General features: G+C 59.1%; 14 protein-coding genes. 6 read left to right on the plus strand and 8 right to left on the minus strand.

Annotated elements, in window-relative coordinates; all coding sequences use genetic code 11:
* Positions 1 to 140 precede the first annotated feature (140 nt).
* From GOB93_RS04985 to GOB93_RS04995, 3 genes are all read right to left on the minus strand, one after another.
* Entirely contained in the window at positions 141 to 1,433 is a 1,293-nt protein-coding gene (locus tag GOB93_RS04985; RefSeq protein ID WP_408742357.1) for an MFS transporter, read from the minus strand.
* Positions 1,434 to 1,455: 22 nt separating this feature from the next.
* Positions 1,456 to 3,294 (minus strand): alginate export family protein, encoded by a 1,839-nt coding sequence (locus tag GOB93_RS04990; protein ID WP_242010541.1) that lies wholly within the window; start codon positions 3,292 to 3,294, stop codon positions 1,456 to 1,458.
* A gap of 549 nt (positions 3,295 to 3,843) precedes the next feature.
* Positions 3,844 to 5,199, minus strand: a complete 1,356-nt coding sequence (locus GOB93_RS04995) for a dicarboxylate/amino acid:cation symporter (RefSeq protein ID WP_173582382.1) — start codon at positions 5,197 to 5,199, stop codon at positions 3,844 to 3,846.
* Positions 5,200 to 5,649: 450 nt separating this feature from the next.
* Here GOB93_RS04995 and GOB93_RS05000 point away from each other — a divergent pair, with 450 nt between their 5' ends.
* Complete coding sequence (locus GOB93_RS05000; protein ID WP_173582411.1) at positions 5,650 to 6,906, plus strand: DNA recombination protein RmuC; 1,257 nt, start codon at positions 5,650 to 5,652, stop codon at positions 6,904 to 6,906.
* 565 nt (positions 6,907 to 7,471) lie between these two features.
* Here GOB93_RS05000 and GOB93_RS05005 read toward each other — a convergent pair.
* Both GOB93_RS05005 and GOB93_RS05010 read right to left on the minus strand, forming a co-directional pair.
* A complete protein-coding gene (locus GOB93_RS05005) occupies positions 7,472 to 8,392 on the minus strand; it encodes a DUF3034 family protein (protein ID WP_173582383.1) in 921 nt (306 codons plus the stop codon).
* Between the two features lie 505 nt (positions 8,393 to 8,897).
* Complete coding sequence (locus tag GOB93_RS05010; protein ID WP_173582384.1) at positions 8,898 to 9,818, minus strand: LysR family transcriptional regulator; 921 nt, start codon at positions 9,816 to 9,818, stop codon at positions 8,898 to 8,900.
* A 133-nt stretch (positions 9,819 to 9,951) separates the two neighbouring features.
* Between GOB93_RS05010 and GOB93_RS05015 the strand changes: the two genes are divergently transcribed.
* Together GOB93_RS05015 and GOB93_RS05020 are read left to right on the plus strand one after the other, a co-directional pair.
* The gene (locus GOB93_RS05015) at positions 9,952 to 11,055 is read left to right on the plus strand and encodes a Rieske 2Fe-2S domain-containing protein (RefSeq protein WP_408742358.1); all 1,104 of its coding nucleotides are present in this window, start codon (positions 9,952 to 9,954) and stop codon (positions 11,053 to 11,055) included.
* A gap of 329 nt (positions 11,056 to 11,384) precedes the next feature.
* The gene (locus GOB93_RS05020; protein WP_173582386.1) at positions 11,385 to 11,639 is read left to right on the plus strand and encodes a hypothetical protein; all 255 of its coding nucleotides are present in this window, start codon (positions 11,385 to 11,387) and stop codon (positions 11,637 to 11,639) included.
* A gap of 97 nt (positions 11,640 to 11,736) precedes the next feature.
* Here the strand turns inward: GOB93_RS05020 and GOB93_RS05025 are convergent, their stop codons facing one another.
* Complete coding sequence (locus GOB93_RS05025) at positions 11,737 to 12,807, minus strand: acyltransferase family protein (protein WP_173582387.1); 1,071 nt, start codon at positions 12,805 to 12,807, stop codon at positions 11,737 to 11,739.
* A 954-nt stretch (positions 12,808 to 13,761) separates the two neighbouring features.
* Positions 13,762 to 16,791, minus strand: a complete 3,030-nt coding sequence (locus GOB93_RS05030; protein WP_173582412.1) for a TonB-dependent receptor plug domain-containing protein — start codon at positions 16,789 to 16,791, stop codon at positions 13,762 to 13,764.
* Positions 16,792 to 17,475: 684 nt separating this feature from the next.
* On the opposite strand from GOB93_RS05030, the gene GOB93_RS05035 reads away from it, so the two are divergent.
* The 3 genes from GOB93_RS05035 (at position 17,476) to GOB93_RS05045 (ending at position 24,891) form a co-directional block, all read left to right on the plus strand.
* On the plus strand, positions 17,476 to 20,505 hold the full coding sequence (locus tag GOB93_RS05035) for a TonB-dependent receptor domain-containing protein (RefSeq protein WP_173582388.1): 3,030 nt from the start codon (positions 17,476 to 17,478) through the stop codon (positions 20,503 to 20,505).
* 726 nt (positions 20,506 to 21,231) lie between these two features.
* On the plus strand, positions 21,232 to 24,246 hold the full coding sequence (locus GOB93_RS05040) for a TonB-dependent receptor domain-containing protein (RefSeq protein ID WP_173582389.1): 3,015 nt from the start codon (positions 21,232 to 21,234) through the stop codon (positions 24,244 to 24,246).
* Positions 24,247 to 24,510: 264 nt separating this feature from the next.
* The gene (locus tag GOB93_RS05045) at positions 24,511 to 24,891 is read left to right on the plus strand and encodes a VOC family protein (protein ID WP_198912671.1); all 381 of its coding nucleotides are present in this window, start codon (positions 24,511 to 24,513) and stop codon (positions 24,889 to 24,891) included.
* 240 nt (positions 24,892 to 25,131) lie between these two features.
* On the opposite strand, the gene GOB93_RS05050 is transcribed toward GOB93_RS05045, so the two are convergent.
* On the minus strand, positions 25,132 to 25,897 hold a 766-nt coding region (locus GOB93_RS05050; protein ID WP_173582391.1), incomplete at its 5' end, for a DUF4070 domain-containing protein.

A 25,897-nucleotide genomic window follows, 5' to 3' on the forward strand; every position in this document is an offset into this window, starting at 1 on the left:
GTCACTCAGTCATAAAAAGATAAAAGTTTTTGGGTGCCGCCTTTTTTCAAAAAGGCGGCGTCTCTGAAGCTTTTTGAAAAAGCTTCACCAAAAACTTTTTTATGATTTATCGGGCTCTAAAGAGTGTGGTGCGCTGAGGATCAGGCGTCTTCCGGGAGTTGTGTGTCGCCTCTGGGGAGGGTGAGGGCGGTGAGGAGGGTGATGAGGGCGCAGGCGGAGACGTACCAGGCGAAGTAGTTTTCGTGTCCCATCTGGCGGAACCAGAGGGCGATGTATTCGGCGGTGCCGCCGAAGAGGGAGACGGTGATGGCGTAGGGGAGGGCGACGCCGAGAGCTCTGATTCTTGTCGGGAAAAGCTCGGCTTTTACGACGGCGTTGATGGAGGTGTAGCCGGAGGCCATCATCAGGGCGAGGGTGATGAGGGCGAAGGCGCCCCAGGCGGAGCGGGTCTGGGAGAGGACGCTCATGAGGGGGACGGTGCCGAGGGCGCCGACGAGGCCGAAGGCGATGAGGAGGGGTCTGCGGCCGATGCGGTCGGAGAGGGCGCCGAAGAGGGGCTGGGCGATGCAGAAGACGACGAGGGAGGCGGCGGAGATGAGGGTGGCTTGTTCCTTGTCAAAACCGAGGGAGTTGGCGAGGAATTTCTGCATATAGATGGTGTAGGTGTAGAAGGCGACGGTGCCGCCGCTGGTGAGTCCGACGACGGTGAGGACGGCGCGGCGGTGGCGCAGCATGACGTGCAGTCCGCCTTCCTGGTGTTCTCTGGCGACTTTTTTGAAAGAGCTGCTTGCTTCCATGTTGCGGCGGAGCCAGAAAATGAGGACCGCGCCGACGGCGCCGAGGAGGAAGGGGATGCGCCAGCCCCAGGCGGTGATCTGTGCTGATGTGAGAAGGACATATTGCATGAGCAGGAGCACGGCCATGGCGGCGAGCTGGCCCATGACGAGGGTGACGTAGAGGAAGCCGGACCAGAATCCTCTGTTCTCTGGTCGGGAGACTTCGGCGATGTAGGTGGCGGAGGCGCCGTATTCGCCGCCGAGGCTGAGGCCCTGGACGAGGCGGGCGAGGACGAGGACGACGGGGGCGGCGAGGCCGATTGTTTCGTATCCGGGGCAGGCGGCGATGGCGAGGGAGCCGGCGCACATGGCGCCGACGGAGAGGGTGAGGGCTTTTTTGCGGCCGTAACGGTCGGCGACGAGGCCCATGAGCCAGCCGCCGACGGGGCGCATGAGGAAGCCGACGGCGAAGACGGCGGCGGACTGGAGCAGTTCGGCCGTGGGGTCGCTGCGGGGGAAGAAGCTGTGGGCGAAGTAGAGCGCGAAGGCGGAGTAGACGTACCAGTCGAAATATTCGAGCAGGTTACCGGCCGATCCTGCGAAAATTCCGCGTATGCGCTCGAAGTCTGTCAGGTCGGCCGGGGTTTTCTGTGTCATGAAGTCCGTGGTGGAAAAGGGGTCAGAATGTCAGTTCGAGGTTGCTCTGGATGTAGGCGCCGGAGGCGGCTCCGGCCTGAATAAGGGCTTTTCCGGCAAAGATATACTCGCCGTCGATGCTGAGTGTGACGTGGCGTGTGGCGCGCCAGGTGAAGCTGGCCTGCGGGATGGTTCCGACATAGCCGCCATGGGGGCGGAATGTATAGGCGGCGGTGGGGTTCTGGTAGATGGCGTCATAGACGCTGTTGCGCCACATGACGGGGACTTTGAGCAGCAGGGTGGTGTTTTTCGTCGGGGCGACGGTGGCGATGGGGCCGACGTCGATCAGGTTCTGGTTGCCGAAATAGGTGCTGATATCGAGATAGTAGGCGCTGGGCACGAAGGGGGTCAGGAAGCTGCCCCAGGAGCTGGTCTGGCTTTTGCGGTAATCGCCGCCTGAGATGTCGTCGGCCTGGATGCCGATGGCGGGGCGTCCCCAGAGCTTCGCCAGGCGGTAGGAGACCTGGGCGTTGAACGAGTAGGCGCTGACGGGGCGGGACGGGCCGTCCTTGGCGGCGTTGAAGGAGCCGCCCTGCCACATGCCGCCGAGGGAGAATTCGATCGGGCCGGCGTTACCCCAGACGCGGACGCCTGGTGTGTCGCGGTGGGTGGAGCCGGCGATGGTGCCTTTCGCGGAGGCGATGGGGGCGCTGGCCAGGAGGTATCCGTAATAGAAGGTGTCGACGAAGACCTGACTTTTCACGCCCATGAATCTGAAGGACGGGACGGCGTAGGAGGTGTAGGCGCCGAACCAGCGGGTGCGGTAGCCGACCTGATCGTGGAAAGGGACGTTGTGGATGTCCCAGTTCGTCATGGTGAGATCGAACACGTCGACGCGGAAATTCTTCCAGAACGAGTATCCGCGGATGCCGTTCCAGGAGTACGGGATTGTGGGATAGACGCTGCCGGCGGTGATGTAGGGCGGGGCGTCGAGGAAGGTCATGCGGCCGACCATGGCACCCATGGTGGCGTTCAGGAGATGGCCGCGCACCTCGACGAAGGCCTGCTGGGCGTCGAGTTTGCTGCGCCAGCGGCCGTTATTGTAGCCGAAATAGTTCATGCCGCCGGCCTGGCCGCTCATCAGTTCGCCGTAGAATCTGACGTGTTCGCCGAGATGCAGGTCCGCGCCGGCGTTCCAGCGCAGGTTGGAGCGATAGGACGGGCTTTTGCTGATGGTGCCCATGAAGGGTTTTTCGTCATAGAAGCCGTGATGGCGGAAGTTGCCGCTCAGGGTCAGGTAGATGTCGCCGGCTTCGTTGAGCGGGATGTATTTGAGCGGGTCCATGAAATCGATGCGGTTTTTCTTGTCGCGCAGGCTCGACCAGTCCTCGGCCCAGCGGGAGACGGCGTAATAGCCGACGGTTCCGAAGCCGGAGGCGGCGCCGGTGTTGGCGTTGAACACGCCCCAGGGGCCCTGGTGGATCAGGGCGGAGGGCTGGGGGCCGAGGGCGAGGGACTGTGGCTGACCGTAGGCTTCCGGGCGGGACTCGAGCGGCGGCAGGAGTCGGTTGTTCCAGAATGTGCCGGACGGGGTGGTCCTGATGATTGAGGTGGGCGACACGGTCTGTGTGTTTGCCGGCTGTGTGTTTGCCGGGGGCGTGGCGGGTTCGGGATGCGCCTTGTTCCGGTGAATATCGGGGATCTGCGGATGGCTGTTGATCTGGGCGTTGGGGGCCGTCTCGGCGGCCTGGGCCGGGAGGGGGGCGAGCAGAGGGAAGCAGGCGACGGCGAAGCCGCCGAAGACGGTTGATGAGATCAGGCAGGCCGGCAGCCGGCCCTGACGGCGGACTCCGGGGGCGGAGAAGGCGGATGAAGTATTCATGGCAGGCATCATTCTTTCTTATTTTTTGTTGCTGCCCGTCATCGATCTATGCGATTGACGTATATCAGACACCAGAATCTTTGCATAAGTCGTCACGCTTCGTCACGTAGCGAAATCGTGTACGGAGCGGAGTTTGCGGCGCGTGTTGTTTTGGCAACATTGTCGTTCCACTTGTGGCGTGTGGTATTATTACGGCCGGATAACGTATCGGGGTGGAAGAAGATGCTTCCGCCGCTGAAAAATAATGCTTTGTCATTGGTTGTTTTCTTCCGGGGGCTGTTTTCCCCGGGGTTCTGCTTTCTCAGGGCGCTGCCCTGAAACCCGCGAAGGGGCGTGGCCCCTTCGATCCCTGTTTATTTAAAACAGATCAGGGTGCAGGGAGCCGCGCTCCCTGCCGGGGTTCGGGGCGGAGCCCCGTGATACTGCAATTCTGTCTGTTTCGCGGGTCGGGGTTTTGTCAGGGCTCTGCCCTGAAACCCGCAAAGGGACGTGGTCCCTTTGATCCCGGTTTGTCTGATAAAATGGGTTCGGGAGGTGGGGGCGCGTGGCTCAGTGGAAGCTGTGGCTGACGGGCTTCGAGGTGGTGTCTTCCTCGGCGAGCGGGTCGCCGATTTGCGGGGGAGGGAGGCGTCCGGCGAGGGCGTCGTTCAGGCGGGTCATGTCGAGCTGGCCTTCCCAGCGGGCGACGACGATGGTGGCGACGGCGTTGCCGATGATGTTGGTCAGGGAACGGCATTCGGACATGAATTTGTCCACGCCGAGGATGATGGCCATGCCGGAGACGGGGATGCTCGGGACGACGGAGAGGGTGGCGGCGAGGGTGACGAAGCCGGCGCCTGTGACGCCGGCGGCGCCTTTGGAGCTGACCATGGCGACGAGCAGCAGGGCGGTCTGTTCTCCGAGGCTCAGATGCACGTTGGTGGCCTGGGCGACGAAGAGGGCGGCGATGGTCATGTAGATATTGGTGCCGTCGAGGTTGAACGAGTAGCCCATGGGCACGACGAGGCCGACGATGGGGCGGTCGCAGCCGGCGTTTTCCAGCTTGGACATGAGGGTTGGCAGGGCGGATTCCGAGGAGCTGGTGCCGAGGACGATCAGCAGTTCCTCGCGCAGGTAGCGCAGGAGTTTGAAAATGGAGAAGCCCATCGCGCGGGTGACGAGACCAAGGATGACGGTGATGAAGAGGATGGAGGTGAGGTAGAAGGTTGCGACGAGCCAGATCAGGCTGATGACGGAGCCGATGCCGAAGCGGCCGATGGTGAAGGCCATGGCGCCGAATGCGCCGACGGGGGCGGCGAGCATGACGATGCGGACGACGCCGAAGACGAGTTCGGTGAGCTGCCGGAAGAAGGTGAGGATGGGTTCGCCGCGTTTGCCCATCTGCGAGAGGCTGATGCCGAAGACGATGGCGACGAACAGGACCTGGAGGATTTCGCCGGAGGTGAAGGCGCTGGCGGTTGTGGTCGGGATGATCTGCAGCAGGAAGTCGGAGAAGGTGTGGTCTTTCGCCTTTTCGACGTAGGTGCTGACGGAGGCGGCGTCGAGCGAGTGGACGTCGATGTTCATGCCGCCGCCGGGGCGGACGACGTTGGCGACGATCATGCCGACGATGAGCGCGAGGGTGGAGAAGAACAGGAAGTAGGCCATGGCCTTGCCGCCGATGCGGCCGGCCTTGCCGAGATTGCCCATGCCGGCGATGCCGGTGGAGACGGTGAGGAAGATGACCGGGGCGATCACCATTTTGACGAGCTTGATGAAGCCGTCGCCGAGGGGGCGCATGGCGGCGCCGAGACCGGGGGCGAAGTGGCCGATCAGGATGCCGAGGGTGACGGCGACGACGACCTGGAAATAGAGGCTTTTCCAGAGTTTCCGCTTTGCGGGAGGGGCCGTGATGGTGCCGTGCATGACTTTAATTACCGGTATGCGCCTGATGGCGTCTTATTGTTCCTGACCGGGCGGGGTCCGCTTTTCGCCTGTATGGTCGATAGCATCCTGTCCGGCGGATGCCAATTCATGGGCGTAACGAGCACACTTTTCTGTGATAAATCAGGGGGTTGGGGTGAGTTTGTCAGGGCTCTGCCCTGAGGCCCGCGAAGAGGCGCGGTCCCTTCAGTCCCGGATTGTTTCAATAAAATGAGGTGCAGGAGGCCGCGCCTCCTGCCGGGGGACGGGGCAGCGCCCCGTGATCCTGCTCGCTGTGAGGGCTGGCTTTCTCAGGGCTCTGTTCTGAAACCCGCAAAAGGACGCGGTCCCTTTGATCCCGGTTTGATTAAAGTGAATGGGGTGGAGGGGTCTGCGCCCTGAACTGTGCGGGCTCTGTAATAAAGCCGGGAAATGTCGGAAGATGCTTTTGTGATGACATCCGATTTCTCCGGTCTGCCGGTTCTTCTGATTTTTATGGCTGCGGCGCTGCTTGCGGTCCTGGGGATTGTGGCTTTGCTGCGCAGTCGTTCCTCTGCGGGCGGGGGTGTCGGGGATTCCGATCTGCTGGCACGGCTGTATGTGATGGTGGAGCGGGAGGTGAGTCTGCGTCATGCGGAGGCGGAGCAGCAGCGGCAGCGACTGACAGAGACGGAGCGGGCGCTGGTGGCGCGGGTTGAGCAGATGCGGGCGGAGCTGGGGGAGCGGCTGGGGCATCTGGCGGGCGGGATCGGGAAGGAGCAGGCGGAGGCGCGGGCGGCGCAGTCTGAGGCGTTGCGAACGATGGCGGAGGCGAGCGCGCAGCAGCTTGCGGCGATCCGGGGGGCGGTGACGGAGCAGCTTCATGCGGCGGTTGAGAAGCAGATGCAGACGTCTTTTCAGCGGGTGCTGGAGCAGTTTTCCGCGATGCAGAAGGCGATGGGTGAGGTCTCTGCGATGACGGCGCAGATCGGGGATCTGAAGCGGCTTTTCGGCAATGTGAAGACGCGGGGCGGCTGGGGCGAGGCGCAGTTGCGGACCATTCTGGACGATGTGCTGCCGCCGGGGGCGTATGAGACGAACCGGCGGCTGGGCCAGGGGCGGGAGGTTGTTGAGTTTGCGGTGAGGATGCCGGTGCGGAGCACGACGCCGCCGGTTCTGGCGATCGACAGCAAGTTTCCGACGGAGGCGTATGAGCGGCTGCTGGAGGCTGTTGCGCAGAACGATCGGGACGGGGAGCGCAATGCGCGCCGGGCGCTGGACAATGCGTTGCGGTTCGAGGCGCGGAAGATTGCGTCGAAATATATTGTGCCGCCGGAGACGGTGGAGTTTGCGGTTCTGTATCTGCCGACGGACGGGCTTTATGCGGAGATTGCGCGCAGTCCGGGGTTGATCGACGAGATCGGGCGGACGTGCCGGGTGCTGATCATGGGGCCGTCGCTGATGCCGGCGCTGCTGCGGACGATTCATCTTGGCTATGTGACGCTGTCGCTGGAGGAGCGGACGGACACGATTGCGCGTCTGCTGGGGGCGACGCGGCAGGAGATGCTGAAAATGGATGGCGTGCTGGAGAAGCTTTCGCGCAATGCGCTGGCGATGTCGTCCTCCATCGAGGATGCGCGGCGGCGGACGCGGGTGGTGGCGCGGCAGCTGCGGGAGCTGGATTCCGGTGAGGCGGATGCGCTGGCTGACAGTGAGGAGGCCGGGGGGTGATGTTCTCAGGGCTCTGCCCTGAGACCCGCAAAGGGACGCGGTCCCTTTGATCCCGGTTTGTTTAGATAAAATGAGGTGCAGGAGGCCGCGCCTCCTGCCGGGGGACGGGGCAGCGCCCCGTGATCCTGCTCGCTGTGAGGGCTGGCTTTGTCGGGGCTCTGCCCTGAAACCCGCAAAGGGGCGCGGCCCCTTTGATCCCGGTTTGTTTAGATAAAATGAGGTGCAGGAGGCCGCGCCTCCTGCCGGGGGACGGGGCAGCGCCCCGTGATCCTGCTCGCTGTGAGGGTTGGCTTTGTCAGGGCTCTGCCCTGAGACCCGCAAAGGGACACGGTCCCTTTGATCCCGGTTTGTTTAGATAAAATGAGGTGCAGGAGGCCGCGCCTCCTGCCGGGGGACGGGGCAGCGCCCCGTGATCCTGCTCGCTGTGAGGGCTGTCTTTGTCAGGGCTCTGCCCTGAAACCCGCAAAGGGACGCGGTTCCTTTGATCCCGATTTGTCTGAATAAAATGAGGTGCAGGAGGCTGCGCCTCCTGCCGGGGGACGGGGCAGAGCCCCGTGAAAGGGTTTCAGAATCCCGTTTGCAGGGAGACGTAGGCGCCGGTCTGGTTACGGAAGGTGGCGATGGTGCCGAGCGAGACGTAGGCGGCGGTGATATTGAGGTGTTTGTTGACGAAGTAGCTGGCGTAGACGTCGAACCAGTTGCCTTCGGGGGTGAAGTTCTGGTTGCGGGGTTTGGTGCGGTACTCGACGCCGACGACGAGGCCGGGGATGAAGGAGGGCAGGTAGCCGAGGGAGCCTTCGAACTGCGGGTGGTAGCTGTTGTCGCGGTCGCCGCCGAAGCCGAGGATGCCCCACTGGTTGCCTTTGGTCAGGCGCATGGTGGTGCTGACGAGCAGGCCGATCGACGGGTAGAGTTTGGTGGCGGCGAAATAGATGTCGACGCCGTCTGAGGCTTTTGAGCCGACGGCGTGGATGACCTTGTTGTCGCCGTCGTGCTTATACATGACGCCCATGGCGAATTGCGGGATGAGCGTTTTGTCGGCGACATGACCGTAGAGGCGGACTTTGACACCGCCTGTGTCGAGATCGAAATGATAGCCTTTGCCGATGCCGAGCAGGGCGCCGGTTTTGCCGGTCATGAAGAAATTGTGTGAGTAGGACAGTTCGATCCGGTCGTAGAAGCCGATGAGGCCGCCGACATTGTTATCTTCGTAGTTGGTGACGTTCACGTAGCTGTAATGGAAGGCCATGCCGAGGCCTTTTTTACTGCCGTAGCCGCCGATGGTGGCCCAGCTGGCGATACCGCCGCCACTGGAGCCTTCGAGCGAGCTGAGGCCGCTGGTGCCGAGGGTGCGCTGGCCGTCGAAGATGGACGGGAGGATGTCGTCAGAGGAGGCGCTTTCTGCCGGGGCGCTGGCCGGAGAGGCGCTGACAGAAGACGGGCTGGCGGCAGAGGGAGTGGTGGCGGAGGGGCTGGCGAGAGACACGTGACTGGTCTCCGCGGCGAAGCTGCTGCTGCCGAGGAAGGCGCCGCAGAGCGCGGCGAGGCCGGCGGCGGAGCGGATGGCTGCCGGGCGGAAGGCTGGCGGCGTGGGAAGGGGGAATGACGAGGGGGGTGTGGCCGGGCGTGTTGTTCGTAAGTGTCCTGTCTTCCGGGGTGCGGGCACCGGAGGGGCGGATTTTACGACAGGAACCGTCACTTTTACTCAGCCTTTCATTCGTTGCAGTGCTGTCCGCAACGTATTCTTAAAACATCGGCGTCAGATCACGGGGATCAGGCCATATCCCGGAGACTATAGAGAGGCTTTTCGGGCCTGTCTCTCTCGTTACACTGAGATATCTTATTCTGTTTTCCGTCTGTTGCAGAAATACACTGAAAAAATGAGATGCCGTGCGACCGTGAAGACATGCCGTCCGGCGATATGGAGGGGACCGGTGTTCGTCTCCCGCTGGTGTGAGTCCGGATAATACATGAGATTGCGACAGGCAGGATCACGATGTGGTCAGGGAAGTGTGTGATCCGGACAGGAAACGTTCCGCTTCGGCGGCGAGGAGGCGGGCGGGGGAGGTGAGCACGCGGGTGCGGGACATGGCGAGGGCGAGCATGGCGGGGCTGGCCTGGGCTTCCACGAGGGGGACGAAGCTGAGGGCGCCCTGGGCGATGTCATCGAGGACGTCCACGCCGAGCAGGATGCTGATTCCGGTGCCGCCTGCGACGAGGGAGCGGATCATCTGGATACTGTCCGTTTCCGCCACGGGGGCGATCCGGGTCAGGCCGGCGGACAATAGCGGATCGAGGCGTTTGCGCAGGGCCAGGGGATGGGTGGGCATGATGAAGGGGTAGTCGTGGCACTGTCCGAGGCGGATGGTGGTGCGTCTCGCCAGCGGGTGGTCCGGCGGGCAGACGACGCCGAGCGGGGAGGTGGTGTAGCTCTGCACCAGCAGGTCGCGCAGGGCCGGCGGGTCGAGGAGGAGGCCGAATTCGACTTCGCGTTCGACGATGGCGCCGGGGATGGCGTGGTTGTCCATGACGCGTGTGTCGACGACGATGCCGGACCAGCGTTCGCGGAATCGTCCGATCAGGTCGGGGATGCCGCCGCGGGCGAGGGCGTCGACGATGGCGATGCTGATATGGCCTCTTTTCAGGCCCTGGAGGTCGTCGAAGCCGGCGCGGGTTTCGGCCCAGTCGCGTTCCCATTTGCGTCCGGTGGCGAAGAGCAGCTCGCCGGCGGCGGTCATGCGCAGGCCGGAGGGGTGGCGCTCGAACAGGGGGACGCCGAGTTCCGCTTCCGCGTGGAGGATCTGCCGGTCGACGGCGGAGGCGGCGATGCCGAGGGCTTCGGAGGCGCGGCGGATGGAACCGTGCCGGGCGACGGCCATGAAGTATTTCATCACGCGCGACTGGACGGTCATCGGACTCTCCGGGTGCTCTCTTTTTGCGAACGATAAAGACGAACTTAAGCGATATGCAGGCACGCTGCCACGGGGGCAGGATGGTGGCCGATCCCCTTCCGGTATGTGAGAGACCCCTGCCATGAGTCAGTCTGTGAGTGAGTCATCATCTCTTCCCCAGTGTGCGGCGCAGAGTGCGGCGACGGCGGATCTGCCGCCGAACAGCACGTTCGAGCCGCATGACCGGGCCATTCTGGCGCGTTTCTGGTATCCGGTCGCGCTGGTGCGGGAGATCGGGAAAGAGCCTGTTGCCGCCATGCTTCTTGATGAGCCGCTGGTGGTGTATCGCGCGGGGGAGGAGATTGTCGTGGCGCGCGACATCTGCCCGCATCGTGGGGTGCCGCTCACTCTCGGGACCGGGGATGGCGAGACGATTGCCTGTGCCTATCATGGGTTCCGGTTCGGTCATGCGGGGCGCTGTGTGAAGATTCCGGCGCATCCGGATAATGGCATTCCCAGAAAGATGAATTTGCGGACGTGGCCGTCTCTGGAGCGGTACGGTCTGGTCTGGGTGTGTCTGGCGCCGGAGAACGGGCGCTGGCCGGAGGATCGCGAGGCGATTCTGGCCGGGGCGGATATTCCGGACATGCCGCACTGGGATGAGGCCGGTTTTCAGCAGATTGTCTGTCCTTCCATTGATATTCGCGGATTTGCGGGGCGGCAGATGGAAGGGTTTCTGGATGTCGCGCATTTCGCCTTTGTGCATACGGAGACGTTCGCGGACCCGGAAAATCCGGTGGTGCCGTCTTATATGCCGGTGCTGACGGAGAAGGGGTTTGAGGTGGAGTATCGCAGCATGGTCGGGAATTATCCGATCGGGGCGCAGGACCGGGGGAAGCCCGGTTTTGAGTGGCTGCGTCATTTCCGCACGCATCTGCCGTTTACGGCGACGCTGGAGATTCATTTCCCTGAGGACGGGCGGCTGGTGATCATGAATGCGGCGTCGCCGGTTTCGGCGCGGATGACGCGGATGTTTGCGCCGATCTGCCGGAATTTCGACACGGATCAGCCGGTGCAGGCGGTTTATGATTTCAACCTTCGGGTGTTTGAGGAAGACAAGGCGATTGTGGAGAGTCAGAAGCCTGAATGTCTGCCGCTCGATCCGTCGCTGGAGGCGCATGTGCCGGCGGACCGGAGCTCCATTGCCTACCGGCGGGGGCTGCGGGGGCTGGGACTGAGCCGGTTCTTTATTTCGTAAGGGGCATGGTTTTTCGGAGGCTGGCGGACGGAGTGCTGCTCTTTTGCTTAACGGAGGGGGACTGTGTCCCTTTGTGAGGTTTGGGGGAAAGCTCCGAAAGACTGTTGCCGTGTTCGCAAAGGATGCATACGCCATGAAGACAGCGTCAGACGATTATGCCATTCCCGGATATGGAATTTGTGGCTGGCGTGCGATCTGCATCGTTGTCACGTTCATTATGCGGGCGCTGCTTTTCTGACTTTTATTGACGGAATTCAGGGTAAAATGCCTTGTGACTGTCGCATCCCTGTGGGCAGTCGTCCCTTTTTATGCAGCGGAGTCGCTGCGTGATGAGTCCTGAGTACGTGCTGCCGGGGCAGCCCGGAAGTCAGCCTGTGCTGTCAGGCGGGCGGAGCGTCGTGCCTCTCCGGTGGATGAACCGGGTGCGGGGCGTTTCATGTGACCCGACTCCTCCGGGGCTTTTTTCACTGCAGGTCGTTGCTGATCACACAGACAATGCTGCTGATGAGCCGGAAGTCATTGATGCGGCGCAGTCGTGGTGCGTGAAGGCCGGAAGCACAGAGATCATATCGCGAAAGGGCTGAATTCAGGGATCACCTCAGATCCCCGTTCATCGCTTTTTCCTCTCAGAAACAACGAACTGTAGTCTGGGAATCGGGAAGCATCCGTATTGCCCCGATATTATTCGATCGGATTGGGATGCTCTGCGGTCAGGGTGGTCGGAATATGCAGTTTTTCGCTGCGCAGCTTCCAGGCTGATCGCAGCTGTTCCAGACGCGTCACCGCATGCGTGGTAATAAAACGGGGAGCCATGAACAGCCAGTGGTGCCGGCTGAGCAATTCGTAGGACACCAGTGACATTACCAGTGCGAAAAGGGCGACCAGAAGCGGAAATGACCGATCTGACAGGGGGGAGGAGAAGGCTGTCAGAGCTGGAAAACGGTGAAGGACGTCTATTGCTGCGTGAATCCAGAAATCGTGCATTACGAGAATAGGCAGGGCAGCCCGGCCCAGGACGGATGCTACCTTAAATGCCGTTTTTGGACGATAAGCTGTGCGCCAGAACTCTGTCAGGGCGCCAAAGGCGAGGCATCCGAGCGCGACGTAAATTGGCGGGAAATAAGCTACTCCCACAAGAGCCGCAAGTAACAGCAGGCCGATATAGCTGCTGAGGCACAGAAAAAAGACAATGCCAGCCTGACGGGAGAGGACTTTTATAATCTCTTTGCGGTAAAGAAGTCCGATAAAGAAAAAGCTCATGTTGCAGAAGATCTTATCCACAATATCCTTATGCAGGATCATTGGGAGGAACCCCAGTGCTATAACCAGAGCGATCTGCGCCCGGCGATCCATGCGTGCGGTTAAAGCAGCAAAGAAAAGCATGAACGCCAGTCCGTAAGGAAACCATAATGGTCCTCTCGGAAAACAGAATGAGTGCAATGATCCCCACAGATCCATCGACACTGATACATTTGCTTTGGCAACAAAACCAGAGAGAATGACGCTGATTACAAACCAGAGAAGGTAAATGTAAATGTAGTTTACAGATGCTTTCAAAAGAAGAACGCGATTGTCAGAAATTCTGGAAATTGAAAGCCCTGCGCAAAGAAGAAATATTGGAACGGCGGCGTACTGAAATATTCCTACGCCCCATGCGAAAGGCATATCGCGCAGAAGCCATCCGCTTATCCCTGCATTTGCATGATGAATAACCACTAAAGAGATGGCAATTCCACGGACGGCAGCTAACACAGACTGTGGTTTCATATTTTATAAAAACCAGTCTCAGGGAGAGGGTTAGATTTTATTGGGAAATTAACTATTTATTTATATGTTATGTAGCGAATAAAAGATTGTCAATCCAGATTTTGAGTCAGTGCTGTCTTGCTGCGGCCAGAAAATGGTGGTTGCTGTGAAGCGGGCGGCTATCGGCGCAGCGATCGCAGTGCGCGGCGATTCCTGAATTTTCCGGAAAGTTCTCAACTCTGCACTTTTGCCTGCAGAGTTTCCTGTCCCAGGGTGGGCACTTCTTTCTGGTTTTTTGTTAACGGAGAGCGGGCCGTGATGCCTCCCCTGACGAGGACTTCACGAAAACGGTCATTGTCATATTTCTTGTCGGCGACCGGACGGTGTGCATGCGGCTTCCTGTCAGAAGCCTGGAGATGGAACGCTCTATACTGTTACTGGCAGGGTGGGTATTTGAGTTCAGACTGTTTCATTCTGGTTTAGTAAATATTTATTACATAGAAAATTGTATTTAATGACATAATAAATGATAATATGTCATTTTAGTATTTCACAGTTTCTTTCGATGGCGAGGAGTGTGGGGAATAACTATTATGTTTTGTGGAAAATGTTCAGATGTGTTCAGTGTGTGATCCGTTATCGGTATAGCGTAGCGTGCGATTCTACCTGAGAAAATGTGAACTGAAGCAGGCGATCCGATTATTGAATGTTCACTGTTCAGTATAACAGGACAGAATACTTATGTTCGGGATAAGGTCGGAGGCGAGTGTGTTTGCAGAGGTATAAGCGTCTTTATTTAACCAAAGGGACCGCGTCCTTTTGTGGGGTTCGGGTAAAGCCCTGAAAAGCCGCTGCGGCTGTATCTGCAAGGTATACAAACCCCATAAAAAAGGCCCGGACCATTGCTGGTCCGGGCCTTTTTGTTCTTCCTGCCAGGGGGCAGGAAGAAGGGGCACAGGTTCAGAAGCCTGCGGAGACCTGCAGCCAGAAGGAGCGGCCGGCATAGAAGTCTCCGTAGAGGGAGGCCATGCTGTTATCTGCCGTGCTGACGATGTAGGGCGGTCTTTTGTTGTTGATGTTGTTGATGCCGCCTGTGAAGCTCCAGCGGTTCAGATCGTAGCCGAACGAGAGATCGTTCTTGACCATTGCCGGTGTCTTATAGCGCTGGGCGCCGTCGGCCACCAGGAAGTTGGTGCTGTTGTTCCAGCGCATGCCGCCGATGAAGGTCATCATGTAGGTTGCGTGGAAGTTTCCGTGACGCCAGGTGATGCTTGCGTAATCACGCACGCGGGGCACGCCGGCCGGAGGCAGGGAGCCGTAGCCGGCGTTATACTGCAGGCCGCCGGTATAGTTGGTCCAGGCGCCCCCTGCGGTGTTCTGCTGCTTGTAGTTCAGGATCTGCTGATAGTTGTTGCTGAGGATGAAGCGGTCCATCGGCGTGACGCGGATGGCGTAATCGACATCCCAGTCGATACCGCTCTGATTCAGACCGCCCTGGTTGGTGTAGAACGATGTGATGTAATCGATCTGGTTCGATCCCTGGAAGCGCTGGATCGAATTGCAGTAGCTGGTGTTCTGGCCGGTATAGCACTGGTCGGCGATATACTGGGTCGGAACGGCGGAGATCAGGTTGGCGATGGTGTAGTGCCAGTAGGTGACCGAGGTGTGCAGGCCTGGAATCCAGCGGGGCGTGATGTCGGTGCCGACGGTCCATGTGCGGCCGGTTTCAGGACGCAGTTTCGGGTTGCCGCCTGTCAGGGTCGGGATCTGGCCCGAGTTCACGTCCGTGAAGGTGGCTGTGTTGATGCCGGCGCGGCCGCAGCTTGCCGTGACGGCGGCGGAATAGGCGCCGTAGGAGGCGGCCTGGGCGCAGGGATCGGTAGCGGCAGGGTAGCCGAGCTGCTGACCGCCGTACAGTTCATAGACGTTTGGCTGGCGGTAGGAGGTGCCGAGTGTGGCGTGGAAGCGGATGTCGCGGGTCGGGGACCAGTTGATGGAGCCCTTCCAGTTCTTTGCGCTGCCGAACGTGTCATAGGCGGAGTAACGGCCCTGGCCGTCGATGGTCAGGTCGCGGGCGAGGAAGGCGTTGCGCAGCAGGGTCAGCTTGCCTTCGAGATAGCCTTCCGTGACGTCGAAGCCGCCGCCGGTATAGGTGGCGGTGTTCGTCAGGCTCTCACCGGCCGCGATGAGCGGATCGGGATTGTAGCTGAGCTGTTCGCCGCGGTGTTCCATGCCGAGCGCCACGGCGAAATCGCCGCCGTTCTTCCAGGGCATTTTTACGACGTGGTCGTTGTTGATGCGGACGTTCAGGTCACGCATCTGGTAGTGATAATGGCTGTGTGACGTGTAGTTCGCGTACTGCGCGGCAGCGCTGGACAGCGGCGCGAACGGGTTGGACAGCACGCAGCCTTTCGCAGCGTTACAGATGGAAGGATTATAGGCGAGAGCGCTGTTGGTGTCGGTCGGGTCGAGCTGCTGGAGGCCGTATTCCTGCAGCAGGTTTCCGTAATTGCCGACGCCCGACATCTGCTCGGTCATCATGTTCGAGCCGTAGGTGTAGGAAGCGTCATACATCCAGCCATGCGTGATTTCGCCGCGCATGCCGCCGATGCCTGTGACGGTGTCGGACGAATCTTCGGTGCGGCGTGGTCCGAATTCGTTCATCCGCTTGTACATCTGGATGTCTTCGCCCGTTGTGTTGTACGGGTCATCGGTCGGGATGATGATGGCGGCGGGCATGTCCGAGGGGGGTACCGCGCCGGAGACGGGCTCGGCGGCCATCTGCGCCATCGACGTGCGGTGACTGTAGAGCACGTTGGCGTAGGGGATGAAGTGTTCGTTGATCTCGTAATGCAGATCACCGCTCAGGGTGGAGTTCTGCAGATAGTTCGAGAGCATCTGGTCCTGGCCGTAATTGTAACGGTATTTGTTGTTCCAGGCTGTCAGGGCGCCGCTCTGCGTGCCGGTATATTCATTGCCGCTGTCCACGCCGATATAATGTCCGGACGTTGCGATGAAGGAGCCGTAGGTCGGCGTGCCGGAGGTGGGGTTGTTCTGCGCCACGGGGGAGGCCCATGAGCGGTCTTTCTGCATGATCCCGCCCTGGGTCATGTAGGAACCGAAGATCGTGATGTTGCCTTTGTCGTGATCGAAGTTCCAGCCTTTATGGGCCGAGAGCTTGCCGGTCAGCGCGTCGCCCTGTCCGGTGATGCCGCCATAGGCGGTGACGTTGCCGTCCGTGACGTTATGCTTGAGCTTGATGTTGATGACGCCGGAGACTGCGTCGGCGCCGTAGAGTTCCGAGCCGCCGTCTTTCAGCATTTCGATGCTGGAGACCATGTCGGTCGGGATGGTGTTGAAATCGACGCAGTTATTGTTGCCGTTCATCGTCGTGCGCTTGCCGTCGATCAGCACGAGCACGCGGTTCTGGCCCATGTTGCGGAAATCGATACAGGACGAGCCGCCGGAACCGTTGGTCTGGTTGTTGGTCGTTCCGCTCGATCCGATGGAGGGCATGCGCTGGAGGAAGTCGCCCAGGGTGGCGACGCCTGTCTGCTGGATCTGGGTGGCGGTGATGGTCTGAACGGGGTTCGGGCTGGTGTTGCGCGCGGTGCGCAGCATCGAGCCTGTGACGACGACTTCCTCGTTGCCGCCGGTCTGGTAATGCCGGAGGAGGGCCGAATTGTCGCGGCGCGCGGCGAGGCTGCCGGCGGAGGCGCCCGTGCCTGAGGTGCCCGCGCTTACGGGCGCCGTTGTGGCGGCTGTGGCTGCGGTGGCTGTGCTGTGTGCTGCTGCATGAGCTTTATGCTTCGTGCCTGTATGGCGCGACGGCTGCGTGGCGGACGTGGTGCTGGTTGCGGCGCTGGCGGAGCCTGACGACAGGAGGAGAGGAGCGGCGCTGAAAAACGTTGCTGTCAGAAGGACGGTACGTGATTTCAGTGTGCGGCTTCCCGGTCGCGTCCTGCCGGTGTGCAGACGAGAAAAGACCATACGAAGAGATCCCAGATCGTTGTTCAGGATGAAGGTCGACGCGATGTCGCAATGATTACGCTGTGACACAATCAAGCCGGATTTCGCAACGTGATGTGCGTGTTGTGAAGCTTATTTGAAACAAACGTTGCAATTTTATCACAAATGTAACGACGCCAGAAGATTTATATTATGAATTCCTGAAGTATATAACCTATATTATAAAAATATAATAATTATTATAGAAGTATATATTTAATAAATAGGAATTATTTTGTTATAAAGCGGAACTTATTTTATGTCGATATGTATTTTATTTATTTTGTCGCAATGGATTTTTGTTTTGTGTTCGGCGGAAGTTCTTCCGGTAATTGTAACGGTATGTGGCGGCTCCGGGATGGCCGGGCCGTTACCGGAACCGGTTTTGTGCTTTCGGACGGGCTGAGTGTAATAATTTAGCAACAGCTGTGCGTCTGCGTGAGGTGGGTCTGTAAACTGGTGGTGAGCGGAAAAATACTAAGTTGTTTTAAACAGTGTTCCGGAAACGTCTGACGGGCGTGGCGTCGGAGATCTTGTGGTAAATTCAACACAGCTGTTCGTAAAATGCATGCGCATGAAGTGTTTCAGTTCGATTTCAGATCGACACTTTCCGAGATTGTTATTTAAAAAAGTGCAACATAAAATTCATGTCGGGTAGAGAAATTCATGACCGATCGACGTTTTGGAAAGCGTCTTCTGCTTTCGTTTTCGGTTCTGAGCGTTCCTGTGCTGATTCAGTCTGTCGTTCTGACACAGGAAGCCGGTGCGCAGACTGTTGCTGATACGACTGGCAGGACTGCGGTAAAAACAGCGTCTAAGGCGAAAGCCAGATCTGTTGCGACGACGCGGTCCGCCACGACAGCGCAGAAGACAGCACAGAACAGCGCCGCCACGGGGGCGACGGCTGTGCCTGCGACGACGGTGCCGGCGACGGCGCGTGTATCGAACGCCGCGACGGTCAGGAGCGCCGGCCGGGTTGCCGCCGCGCCGCGGCAGGACAGCCCGGAGAACATCGTCGTTACGGGATCGTTCCTCCGCAGCAACCGGCTGACGAGCCCGAATCCGGTTCAGATCATCACGGCGAAGGATATTCAGAAAACATCGGCGCAGAATCTGGGTGATTATCTTGCCCGTATTCCGTCGATCGGGTCGTCCGGAACGCCGAACAGCCAGACGAATGGCGGTGGCGGCGTCAGCTGTACGGATCTTCGCAACATGGGTCAGGAGCGCGTTCTGATCCTGATCGACGGCAAGCGGACGGCGGTGAATGCCGGAACGGACTGCGTCGATCTGAACACCATTCCGGTTCAGCAGATCGACAGCGTTGAAATTCTGAAAGACGGCGGTTCCGAGCTTTATGGCGCGGATGCGGTGTCGGGCGTGATCAACGTCAAGCTGAAGCACAACATCAACACCGGAAACATCTTCATCAAGGGTGGTATTTCCGAATACGGAGATGGCGAGCAGGGCCTGATCTCCGGAATGAAGGGCTTCAACTTCGATCATGACAAGGGCAACGTCACGGTCTTCGGGTCCTACAACACCCAGAGCGGCATCCGGCAGAAAAACCGTGCCTGGGCGGCCAATCCGCAGCTGACGAACGATCCCGGCGTTACGCCGACCTATGGATCGTCCGTGATTCCGGCCGGCACGATCACCGGCACCACCACGGATATCGGCGCGCTGGTGTCGAACCAGGATGGCGGTCAGAACGGGATCGGCAACAGCTTCCACGAGAAGACGTCCGCTGACCGGTATAATTACGGCAAGGACACGATGCTGACGAACACCCTGCAGATGGCCAATCTGTCGGGTGATGCACATTACGACATCAACAAACACTTCACGCTCTATTCGACGATCCGTTACAGCCACAACACGACGCAGACGCAGCTGGCCGGTGCGCCGGTCAGTGGCAGCATTCCGCCGTCGACCCTGTTGTCCAGCTGGATCATTCCTGAGGGAAATCCGTACAACCCGTTCGGGCAGGATGTGAATCTCTCCCGTCGTATGACGGAGTTCGGGCCGCGTCGTGAGTCTTTCGCGACCGATACGTGGACGACGGTCAGCGGCGTGAAGGGCGAGATCACGCATGGCTGGATGTATGACGCGTCCATGACCTATGGTGAGAGCCGCGTGAAGGACCAGATGGAGAATCTGGGAAATTACGCGCATATGCTTCAGGAATCCGGTACGCGTCAGCTTGACCCGAGCGACCCTGACAGTGCGGTGGTGTATGATCCGACGGTCTGCACCAGCCAGCCTGGCTGCGTGCTGCAGAATCCGTTTTCGCCGATGTCCGCGCAGGCGCGCAAGTATGGGATGTATACGAGCTATACGAACTCTCAGTACATGCTGCGTGACTTCAATCTGCGCATCAACAACGACAAGGTCGTTAAGCTTCCTTATGAAGGCGGCGGAGATGTCGGTATCGCGCTTGGTATGGAGCATCGCAGCGAGCAGCTGAACTCCGTGCCGGATGCGATCACGGCGTCCGGTCAGGGAACGGGCAACAGCGCGTCCTATTCGGGCGGCGGGTTCAACGCGAACGAAGTCTATATGGAAGGCAACATTCCGCTTCTGCACAATGCTTTCCTGGCGAAGGATCTTCTGATCAACGGTCAGGGGCGATGGTCGGACTACAACACCTTCGGGTCGACGCAGAACTGGAAGGTCGGCATCACCTGGGCGCCGACGCGGGATGTTCATTTCCATGCGACGCTTGGCACGTCCTATCGTCAGCCGAGCGTGTATGATCTGTACAGCGGCGCGAACCTTGGGTATTACTCGGCGGTCGATCCCTGCGCGCAGGTCAGCACCTACGGGGCCTCCGCCGGTGCTGTCACGGCGCGTTGCATGGGACAGGGGGTTAACCCGGCCACGTTCGTCGATCAGAATGTCGGGCAGATCCCGGGCATGAATGGCGGTAACGCGAAGCTGCGTCCGGAGACGGGCAAGACCTATACGATCGGGGCGACCGTGACGCCGCGCTGGATTCCGGGTCTGACGGCGTCGGTGGATTTCTGGCACTACTATCTCAAGAACCAGATCCAGAGCATCGGCGCGCAGTATCTGCTGAATCAGTGCTATACCGGGGCTGATACGAGCTATTGCAGCTTCATCAATCCGCGCAGCAGCTCCGGACAGCTGACGTCGGTGGATCTGGTTCCGCAGAATATCGGCGGGATGAAGACGAGCGGTCTCGACTTCGATCTGAACTACAGCATCGCGGTGAGCCCGAACGATATTCTTTCGCTGCAGAACAACTTCCAGCAGCTGATCAGCTATCTGCAGCAGTATACGGCGGGTGGTCAGTGGTACAACTATGCCGGTCAGATGTTCTATCAGGGTGGCAGCGCGCAGCCGCGGGTGCGTGACTATGCGACGGCGACGTGGCGTCATGGCAATTTCCGCCTGACCTACATGATGCAGTATATCGGCGGCACGACCTGGACGGACGGGTCTCAGATCCTGACGCGGCAGACGGCGGGTCAGTGGAAGACGCCGGGCATCTTCACGCATGATGTGACGCTGGAATACCGGCTGCATCAGTGGGACTTCCAGGTTGGCGTCAACAACCTGCTCGACAAGAAGCCGCCTTTCGTTCTGGACTCTGCGTCCAACACGAACATCTATCAGTATGGCGGTCTGGAGATGGGCCGGTATGCCTGGGCTTCGATCGGACTGGATTTCTGATCTTCCGGACCAGGGATTTTTTGAGGCGGGCCTTCTTCGGAAGGCCCGCTTTTTTTGTGCCGGTCCGGGGTTTTGCAGGGACAGGTGCGGTTGCTTTTCAGGGCTCTGCCCTGAGACCCGCAAAGGGGCGCGGCTCCTTTGATCCCGGTTTGTTAGCCATAAAGGAGGGTGGGGGGCTGTGATCCCTTTCCGGACATTCGTCCGGAGGTATGTATCCGGGGGCAGGTGAGGTATAAAATTTATACATAGAAATATTATGATTATTATATATGGATATTACTTACTTAATTTCCATATATAATAATTATTTGAAATTTTTATTAAATTTCTGTGATTTGTATTTGTAATCTGATTGTTTTTGCGTCTGTATGAGCCATGGAAATGCGGTCCGGGGTGCGGCAGTCCGCGGCCGTGGCCGGTTTTATGTGTCCGGAAAGGCATTTATGTCGGAGCGGACCGGGTGTTGCAATCAGGCAACTGTTTGTGTGTCTATGTAATCGAATGTATCTGAATGCTGATTGGGATTACGAAAGTTTCTATATTTTACAATATGTATTTTGAAATTTCCTGAAGGGTCTTGTGGCGGAGGTTGTGTGGTAAATTGAGCACAGTTATCCGGCAAAGGCATGTGTGCGCGTTGTTTCGGTTCGATTTCGGATCGACACGCTTCGAGGTTTATTTTTAAAAAAAGTGCAACATAAATGCTCATGCCGAGTAGAAAAAATCATGAACGATCGACATTTTGGAAAGCGTCTTCTGCTTTCGTTTTCGGTTCTGACCGTTCCGGTGCTGGCTGAGTGTGCTGTTCTGTCACAGACAGCCGAAGCCCGCACCGCCGCCGACACGACGGACTCCGCTACCGCGAAAACCAGAGTGGTGAAAACCAGGCCGGCTTCGACGGCCCATGCTTCGACGGCCCATGCTTCGACGCCCCGGGCTTCGACATCCCGTGTTGCAGCGACCCCGGTCAGGCCCGTTGTGGCCACGTCGGCGGCATCGACGGGGGTATCGAATGCCGCGACAGTCCGCGCAGCCACACGATCCGTTGCCGCCGATCAGGAATCGCAGCACGAGAACATTACTGTCACCGGCTCGGCGCTGAACAGCACGTCAGCGAATCATAATGCCAACCCGGTCCAGATCGTTACGGCCAAGCAGATCAACATGACCGGCGTCACCAATCTGGGTGATTTTCTGCAGCGTCTGCCTTCAATTGGCTCGTCGGGGACGACAAACAGCCAGACGAACGGCGGCAGCGGCGCATCCTGTACGGATATCCGCAACCTGGGCCAGAGCCGTGTTCTTGTGCTTATCGATGGCAAGCGCACTGCGCTGAACGGCGCTTCGGCCTGCGTCGATCTGAACACGATTCCGGTCCAGCAGATCGACAGCATCGAGATTCTGAAAGATGGCGGGTCGGAACTCTATGGCGCCGATGCTGTTTCGGGCGTGATCAACATTAAACTGCGTCACGATCTGACGACCGGGAATGTTACGATCCGGGGAGGTATTACGGGTCAGGGCGACGATCGTACGGGACAGATCTCCGGATACAAGGGCTGGAATTTCGATCATGACAAAGGCAATGTCACGATCTTCGGTTCCTACATGACCCAGGGGGGTGTGCTGCAGCGCAACCGGTCCTGGGCCGAGAACGCCCAGACAAACGATCCGACGAGCGCTTCCGGCGCTGTCTTCGGGTCCAGCATCACCGGCGACGGTCTTTTTTACGGCAACAATTCCGGCAACGCCTATTCCGGCAACGGCAGTAACGGCGTTACGGATTATAACGGCCAGCGCTATCAGTATGGCAAGGCCCAGTCGCTGGTGAGTGCGTTGCAGAACGCAACGATGTCGATCGACACGCATTACGAGGTGAACAGGCACTTCGATATTTACGGAAATTCACGGTATTCTCACAAGACATCGAATTACTACATGGCGCCGGAGCCGATTTCCGGAACACCGACGACCATTCTTCTGCCGACCGATTATCCCGGGAACACGACCGGGGAGCCGCTGCAGGTCTATAAACGGATGATGGAGTGGGGGAACCGTCGCTTCGAGACCGCTCTGGACACATGGACGAGCATGGGCGGCGCGAAGGGTGAAATCACCCATGACTGGAATTACGATATTTCCTACACCTATGGCATGAGCCGCGAGACGGACAACACCGAGGGCGCGGGCAACTATCTGAAGCTGCTTCAGGAATGGGGGCTGACTCCGAGCAATCTGAGCAACCTCGAAGATCCCAATACGACATTTACGTATAATCCGAACAGCTGCGCGGGCAGCGCCGGCTGCGTGCAGTCGAATGCGTTCTCCTCCCTGTCCCGGCAGGCGGCGGCCTATTCGAACTACACGACGATCAATCATTCCCTGTATCAGCTTCGCGATCTCAATCTGCGCATTCACAACAACCATGTTGTGAAGATGCCATGGGAGAATGGCGGGGCGCTGGGGATCGCGCTGGGTATGGAACACCGCAGCGAGTCCCTGAACTACACGCCGGACCCGAATGTTGTGTCCGGCAACACGCTGACCAATTCGCAGGGGATCACTTCGGGCGGATTCAATGTGACGGAGGGGTATCTGGAAGGTCGTCTCCAGTTGCTGAAGAATGCGTTTCTGGCGAAGGACCTGACCATCGACGGGCAGGGGCGCTATTCGTCCTATAATACTTTTGGCAGCACGCGGAACTGGAAGGGTTCGATCAACTGGGCGCCGACCCAGGACATCAGTTTCCGGGGCACGCTGGGGACATCCTTTCGTCAGCCGAATGTGTATGAGATGTATGGCGGCCAGGCGCTCAGCTATGAGACGGCGACCGATCCGTGTGCTCAGGTGGCGTCCTATGCTGCTCTGGCCGGCGCTGTGCAGACGAACTGCGCGGCGAAGGGCATCAACACGAGTACCTTTGTGCAGGCTGGCGGCGGGCAGGTCGCGACGACGACGGGCGGTAACACGAAGCTGCGTCCCGAGACAGGCCGTACCCATACGTTCGGTGCCGTGCTGACGCCGCGCTGGATAAAGGGTTTCTCGACATCGGCCGAATTCTGGCACTATTCGATGCAGCACATGATCGGCAGCCTTGGCACGCAGTACATCATGGATTCCTGCTACACCAACAGCGATCCGAGCCAGTGTTCCTATATCACGCGCAATTCCGGTGGTCAGATCACCAATGTGAATGCGATTGACGAGAATCTCGGAGGCATGATCACCAGCGGCATTGACTGGGATCTGAGTTATCATATCCGGGTCACGCCGAATGACATTTTCTCGATTGAAAACAATTTCCAGCGGATACTTCAGTACAAGCAGCAGAATGAGGCTGGTGGTCAGTGGTACAACTACAGGGGATCGCTCCTGTATCAGGGCACGGCCGGCGAGACGACGGGTGTGCCGATCACGCGTGATTACCTGACGCTCGGCTGGCAGCACGGGGCGATCGGGGTGAACTATATGGTGCAGTATATCAGCGGGATGAACTGGAATAATGGCACCAGCGATCTGACGAAGGTCGGGTCGGAGCGGGTCAAAACGCCGGGCATGTATCTGCAGGATCTGAGTCTGAGCTACAGCTATCGTCAGTGGGCGTTTACCGGTGGTATTCAGAATATCGCCAATAAGAAACCGCCCTTTGTCGCCAGTGCGACTGACAACAGTGTTGGTGGTATGTATGGCAGCTTCTATAATGGCCGTTATTTCTTCCTCCAGGCTGGAATGAATTTCTGATCCGGTTTCCGGCGCTCTGTATCTGGTCTGAGGAAGAACCCTGTCCTTTGTGGCAGGGTTCTTTGTTTGTACACTTTGGTGGAGGTGGGTGTGGCTGCTTTTTCAGGGCTCTGCCCTGAGACCCGCAAAGGGGCGTGGTCCCTTTGATTCCGGTTTGTTAATCATAAAGGGGTGAAGGGCAATGCCCGGCTCTGTTCCCCGGCTTTGTTCTTTGTCTGCAAAAGACCTGAACGCCAGAGTATGAGTCCTGACGGGAGTGAGACATTGGCTGATATTCCTGTGCCTTCTGTTGTGGCGATTCTGCCCTGCAACGATCTGGATGCGGCGGAGGCATGGTGGAATCGTCTGGGGTTCAGGCGGCCGGTCAGCCGGGATGATGACGATTACCGGGTCCTGTCGGATGATGTGGGCGCGAGCGTTCATCTGACGAAAACGGTGGAGGGATGGGTCGTGCCCGGCCGCAATCCTTTTGGCGTTTATATCTGCACGCCGCGGGTTGATGAGCTGGCCAGGGCTGCGGAGGACGCGGTGGTCGGGCCATCGCGCAGGCCGGAGCATAAGCCCTGGGGCATGTACGAAATCGCGCTGAACGGGCCTGATGATCTTCTTGTCCGTATCGGCTGGCCGTCCCGGCTAAAATTGTAATCGCCTTGTTTTTGTTTCCGGTTTTCGTTCCGGGCTCCGTGCAGCACGAACGTCTGGCAGTATGGCGGTCTGAGGTTTTACAGGGGCAGGCGGGGTTGTTTTTCAGGGCTCTGCCCTGAGACCCGCAAAGGGGCGCGGTCCCTTTGATCCCGGTTTGCTAATCATAAAGGGGTGAAGGGGTCTGTGACCCCTTCCTGGTGCAGGGCGGAGCCCTGCTCTGAGATCTGCGAAAGGATGTGGTCAGGCGGGCTGAAGCGCGGGTTCGGCAGGTTCTTTCTGAAGGGCGGGGGGATGCCAGTGTCCCCGGTCGAGGCGTGCGATTTCCTGGTCGATGTTGTCGATGACCTGCCGGGCGAACGGGCCAAGATGCAGATACAGTGCGCTTGTCATGACGACGTAGGGCAGTGCTTTCGGGTTATGCAGGGCGCAGTCCAGCAGCATGCGCCAGAACTGCCGGGTTGTTCCGGGGCCGGCGCGGTGGATGCGGAAGAGCAGCCGGACGAAGCTGCGGAGGTCGCCGCGTATCATCCGGTGAGCGCGCCTGCGCCGGAGCATGCGGCCCAGCCGGCGGACGCGGCCGAAATAGGCGGTCGGTTCGTAGATTGCTCTGAGGACTGTTCTGTAATCGTTCAGTACGTCACGGCGGGGGCGTTTTGTCTCGAAGTTCAGGCCAGCGGTGCACTGGTCTCCGGACTGTGTCTGTTCGTCATCGGAGAAGAGGCGTCCTTCAGTCAGCAGGCGGCGTGTGAGCTGGGTTGTTGGCAGGGCGTAAAGCAGGCCGACCATGCAGACCGGGATGGCCGTGTCTTCGATGCAGTCGATCATGCCGGCGGCGACGCTGCCTTTTTCGCTGTCGAAGCCGACGATGAAGCCGGCGTTCACGAAAATTCCGGCTCCGTGGATTGTGGCGATGCTCTGCTGCAGACTGCGGCGGGTGTTCTGCTTTTTCTGCGTCATGACCAGCGTGTCTGTGTCGGGGCTTTCGATTCCGACGAAGACGGCGAAG

This window comes from Acetobacter musti, assembly GCF_011516835.1.
Lineage (GTDB): Bacteria > Pseudomonadota > Alphaproteobacteria > Acetobacterales > Acetobacteraceae > Acetobacter > Acetobacter musti.